Annotated in this window: 4 protein-coding genes; all 4 read left to right on the forward strand. The window is 57.7% G+C overall.

Annotated features, from left to right (window positions below):
• A partial coding sequence (locus NTW95_12645; protein ID MCX6558257.1) for a hypothetical protein occupies positions 1-653 on the forward strand: 653 nt, incomplete at its 5' end.
• The gene (locus NTW95_12650) at positions 650-2,449 is read left to right on the forward strand and encodes a DUF3857 domain-containing protein (GenBank protein ID MCX6558258.1); all 1,800 of its coding nucleotides are present in this window, start codon (positions 650-652) and stop codon (positions 2,447-2,449) included. The genes NTW95_12645 and NTW95_12650, both read left to right, overlap by 4 nt.
• 88 nt (positions 2,450-2,537) lie before the next feature.
• A complete protein-coding gene (locus tag NTW95_12655; protein MCX6558259.1) occupies positions 2,538-4,412 on the forward strand; it encodes a gamma-glutamyltransferase in 1,875 nt (624 codons plus the stop codon).
• A 153-nt stretch (positions 4,413-4,565) separates the two neighbouring features.
• The coding region (locus tag NTW95_12660; protein ID MCX6558260.1) for a hypothetical protein at positions 4,566-5,098 on the forward strand (533 nt) is incomplete at its 3' end.

The raw sequence follows: 5,098 nt of genomic DNA on the forward strand, positions 1-5,098 counted from the left end.
TCCGCTATCGCCTGGAATCGGCCGTCGGCAGCGACGGCAAATTGCGAGGCAGCGTCGAGGTAACGGCCGAAGGGCAGTCCGACTCAGGGCTGCGCCGCGCCTTCACCCGCTTCCCGGTCGCCCAGTGGCCGACCGAACTTAAAAGAGAGTTTTTCCGCATGCATCCCGGCGCGAAGATCACTGACCTTGTTTTCACCGATCCCTATGACATTTCCAAACCCATGCGCGTCTTTTTCCGGGTCGAGATCCCCGGTTATCTGAAAAAAGGGAAGTCAATGGCCTATGTCAAGCCGCTGGCTGCCTCCCTGCCTTTCCAAGGCGTCCTGGCCTTCCTGCGCCTCGATACCAGCCTGGCCGAACGAAAATATCCCTTCCGGCTGCGCAGCTCGCAGCAGGTCGAGGTCAGCGAGACCATGGGCCTGCCCTCCGGCTGGCGGCTGCTCCAACCGCTCTCCCTGCAGAAGGTCAACGGCAGCGGGGCCGATTTCAGCGGCACATTCAAGGTCGAAGGCGGCCTCGTGCTCAGGGCTCAACTTCTCCTGAAAAAAAGGATCTGCCAGCCCGAGGATTGGCAGAGCGTCAGGGGCGGCATTCTGGAATTCAAGAAGATCATGGAAACGCCCTGGTTCTTTTCCCGCGGAGGTGCCAAGTGAAGCGTCTATATATATCTATAATCATTATATTATCCGCCGCCGTCTCCGGCTTCGCTTTGCCGGCGACCGACGCCCGTTTTCTGAACATGGAGATCAGCTATCGCCTGGACAATGACGGTTCCTGGGTCATGGAGTACCAGCACCAGGTCCGTCTGGACACCTATCTTGCCGTCAACCGCCTCCTGGGCGAGACCTTCATCGTTTACAATCCTGCTTTCCAGAAACTGGAAATCCTGAAAGCCGAGACCACCATGGCCGACGGCCGCAAGGTGGCCGCGCCGGAGAATGCTTTCAACGAGGTCCTGCCCTTCGCCGCCCATGGCTTCGCCGATTTCTCGGCCTTGCGCGAGATGGTGGTCACCCATACCGGGCTCGAGCGCGGGGCCGTTATCGACCTGCGCTACCGTATTCATACCCGGCCCGGTTTTTTCCCCTGTTTTTCCGGTCGCGAGGCCCTGGTGCGCGACTTTCCGGTGGAAAAGTACAAGCTGGAGATCGTGATCCCGGAAAATCGGCAGCTGCGCTTCAAGTTCTGCGGGATCGAGGATGAAGTCCACGTCGAGACGATCAGCGAAGGAGCTGAGAAAAAAACCATTTTTCGTTTTTCCGGTTTGAAGCCCGCCGCCCACGAGCCCCTGGCCTCGCCCCTGGCTGTGCCCCTCATCGTCTTTGCGGTTGCCGACGGCTGGGAATCGGCCCTGGCCCTGCGGGACGATCCCTCTGTGCTGCCGGCATCGCTGGCGGAGAAGGTCGAAAAGCTGATGGCCCAATATCCCGCCCGGCCCGACCTGCTTGCCGCTCTGCAGAAGGCTGTCGCCGTCGAGGTTCAGGATTGCGGCCTGGGCTGCGAAGCGACCGGCTGGCAGCCGCGCCCGCTCGAGCGCGTGTTCGCCAGCAACTACGCGACCCGCCTGGAAAAAGCCCTGCTGCTGCGGGCGCTGCTCAAGCAAGCCGGTTTCGTTGCCGAGCTTCTCGGCGTTGCCGCCAGCATTTCTTTCGCCGTCGATGTGGCCGCGCCGCTGCAAATAGGAGAATACTGGCTCAAGGTCAGCGATGGCCCCCACGTTTTCCATGTCGATCCCTGGCGGGAGCAGAACGAGTTCTTTCCCTACCGCTGCCAGGGGTTTGACGCCTGGAACTTCGAACTCCAGGCGCCGGAAAAACTGCCGGCGTCCGGCTCGGAGGCCAACGGCATCGATATCACCGGCACGGTCCAACTCGATGCCGCGGCCGCAGCGGGGACGCTGACAATGGCCGTGCGCGGCGTTTTCCACCGTTACGCCGACGCCGTGGAGAACAGCGGCAAGTTCATCGAGGGCTTGCTGAAAAAAATATTCCCGGTGCAGAAGGTCGAGATCAAGAAGCTGCTGCAGCTGACGCGGCACGAGCTACGCGTCGAGGTATCCTTCAGCGGTCCATGGCTGAAGGATGCCGGCGCTAATTTATTTACCGTGGACGGCTGCCGTTTGCCCGGCCTTTCCGAGAACATGGCCAGCCTGGAAAGGCGCGAATCGCCGCTGGCGCTCGAGGCGCCGTTCAAGGTCAACCTGGACCTCGACCTGCAACCGGCCGCTAACCTGACCCTGGAGTATGGAATCCCCGATGCACAGTTGAAAAACGAGGCGGGTCTTTTCACCCGCAGCCTGGTTAGCGAGAAAAACGGCCATATCCGCTTTTCCGAGACCTGCGCCATCGAAAAAAATCCCGTGCCGCCCGAACTGTACCCGCAGCTGCGCGACTTGCTCAAGGCCTACTTCATTCCCGATTTCTGGATGGTCTTGAAAAAAAGCAAATAAACTTATTCTTTTCGCTGATGTTTGCTAAAAACAGAATCAGTCCGGATCTTTCGTTGATTGGTGATTGGTATATTAAGGAGGTAAACTGATGAAAAAGAGTGGACCCACAAACCCGTCAATTCCGATAACGGTTTATCTGTTTTTAATTATCGTTTTTTCTTCGGCTTCCGTTCTTGCCGAGCGGACCACTGAAAAACCGGTGCTGCACGGCAATCACTGGCTGGCCATAACCGGCAAGCCCCTGGCCGCCACCGCCGGCGCCCGCATCTTCATGCAGGGCGGCAATGCCGTCGACGCTTCCTGCGCCATGCTGGCGGCGACCTGCACCATGTTCGATGTTCTCAGCTGGGGCGGCGAGACCCAGGCCTTGATCTACAATCCGCACACAAAAAAAGTAGTGGCCATCAACGGACTCGGCGTGGCCCCCAGCGGCGCCACAGCCGAATTTTTCAAAAATAAGGGTTACCATTATCCTCCGGCTTATGGGCCGCTGGCCGCGGTGACCCCGGGTACGCCGGGCGGGCTGATCCTGATGCTGGCCGAATTCGGCAAACTGAGCCTGAAGGATGTGCTGGCGCCGGCGATGGAGATGGCCGAAGGCTATGCCATCGAAAGGGAAACGGCCGACAGCATCGAGCGCGAGAAAGAGCTGATCAAAGACTGGCCTTATTCCCGGAAGATCCTGCTGGTGCACCCGGGCGAATCCCGGGAAGCCCCTTATCCCGGGGAGATTTTCCGGCAGCCGGAGCTGCTGCAAACCCTGAAAAAGCTGGTCGCGGCCGAGCAGCAGGCGCTTAAAAATGGCCAAGATCGCAAAAAGGCCATCTATGCCGCCTACGGTCGTTTCTACCAGGGAGATATCGCCGCCGAGTTCGTCCGCGGCTGTAGGGAACAGGGCGGCCTGATCAGCGGCGAAGATTTGGCCGCATGGAAACCTCTGATAGAAGAACCGGTGATGACCACCTACAAGGGCATTGAAGTCTACAAACTTTCTTGCTGGGTGCAGGGGCCGGTCATGCTGCAGGCGTTGAACATGCTGGAAAACCTCGACTTGAAAGCCATGGGGCTGAACAGCGCGCGCTACATCCACGCCGTCTACCAGGTCATGAACCTGGCTTTTGCCGACCGCGACTTCTATTACGGCGACCCCTATGTCCCGCCGCAAGAACCGCTCCAGGGCTTATTGTCCAAGGAATATGCCCGCGAGCGGCTCAAGTCGATCGACTGGGACAGGAACAATCCGCTGTGCGGGCCCGGCGATCCTTATCCTTTTGAAGGCAAGAAGAACCCCTGGCTGAATCTTCTTTCGGCCAAGGATTGCCGGGCGACGGTCAGGGAATCTTCGCCAGCGGAGATGGAAAAAAAACAAGCGAGTTTTTCCGTCGGCACGACCTCGATCCAGGCCTGCGACCGCGAGGGCTGGGTGGTGTCGGTCACGCCCAGCGGCGGCTGGATCCCGGCTTGCATCGCCGGCCGCACCGGCATCGGCATGAGCCAGCGGGCGCAGAGCTTCGTGCTCGATGAAAAAGAAAACCCTTTCAACGTCATCGCCCCGGGCAAGCGGCCGCGGGCCACCCTGACCCCCGGACTGGCCTTGAAGGATGGCAAGCCCTTCCTCTCCTTCGCCGTCCAGGGCGGCGACACCCAGGACCAGAACCTGCTGCAGTTCTTCCTGAACGTGGTCGAATTCGGCATGAACGTGCAGGAGGCGTGCGAGGCGCCGAACTTCACCAGTTACCAGATGAAGAGCTCCTTCGAAAACCACGACCGCCTGCCTGGAAAACTGACGCTCAACGCGCAGACCCCTGTTTGGGTGAGATCGGCCCTGGGCAAAATGGGCTACGCCATCGACCTGCTCAAATACACCTCGGGCCCGATCAACGCCATGTTTTTCGACTGGGCCCACGGCTCCTTCTGGGGCGGTTCGAGCAACTACGGCGAGGATTACGGCATCGCCTGGTGAGCCTGGAAAACCATTGGGGTCAAGTCTGCCATTATTGCAATAGCTGTGATCGGACAAAACCTCGGACAGGTTTATTCGGATTAATCAAATCATAAAATTGCATAATAAATAAAAAATATTGCAGCAATATACCATTTGTGGTATATTATTGCCATGAAATGGAGCGAATTGTTGAAAATGGTCGGTCGTGAACCATTTTTCCATTCGAGCCTCCTCAAGAGCGGTCCGGTCAGCAAAGTGGATCTGGGGAAGCAGCTTTCGCGATGGGTCAAATCGGGTTCGCTGGTCCAGATTCGTCGCGGCTTGTATGCGTTTTCAAATGAATACGGACAGACTCGTCCCCATCCTTTTGCCCTGGCTAATCAAATTAAAAAAGCATCTTATGTCAGTCTCCAATCGGCCCTGGCTTATTATCAGCTGATTCCGGAATATGTAGCCCAGGTTACCTCCATTACCACGGGGCGCCCGGGAACCGTTTCCAATCCTTTGGGAGACTACATTTTCAAACATGTTAAAAAGGCGTTCTTTTTTGGATTTCAAACCATGGAGATGGTCAAGGGGCAAACAGCCTTTATTGCCAGACCGGAAAAAGCATTGCTGGACCTGGTTTATTTGACGGCAAAGATCGATTTGCCGGAATATTTGCAGGAATTGCGGCTGCAAAATATCGCTATCCTGAAAGGGGA

This window comes from Candidatus Aminicenantes bacterium, assembly GCA_026393795.1.
In the GTDB taxonomy this organism is placed as follows: Bacteria; Acidobacteriota; Aminicenantia; order UBA2199; family UBA2199; genus UBA2199.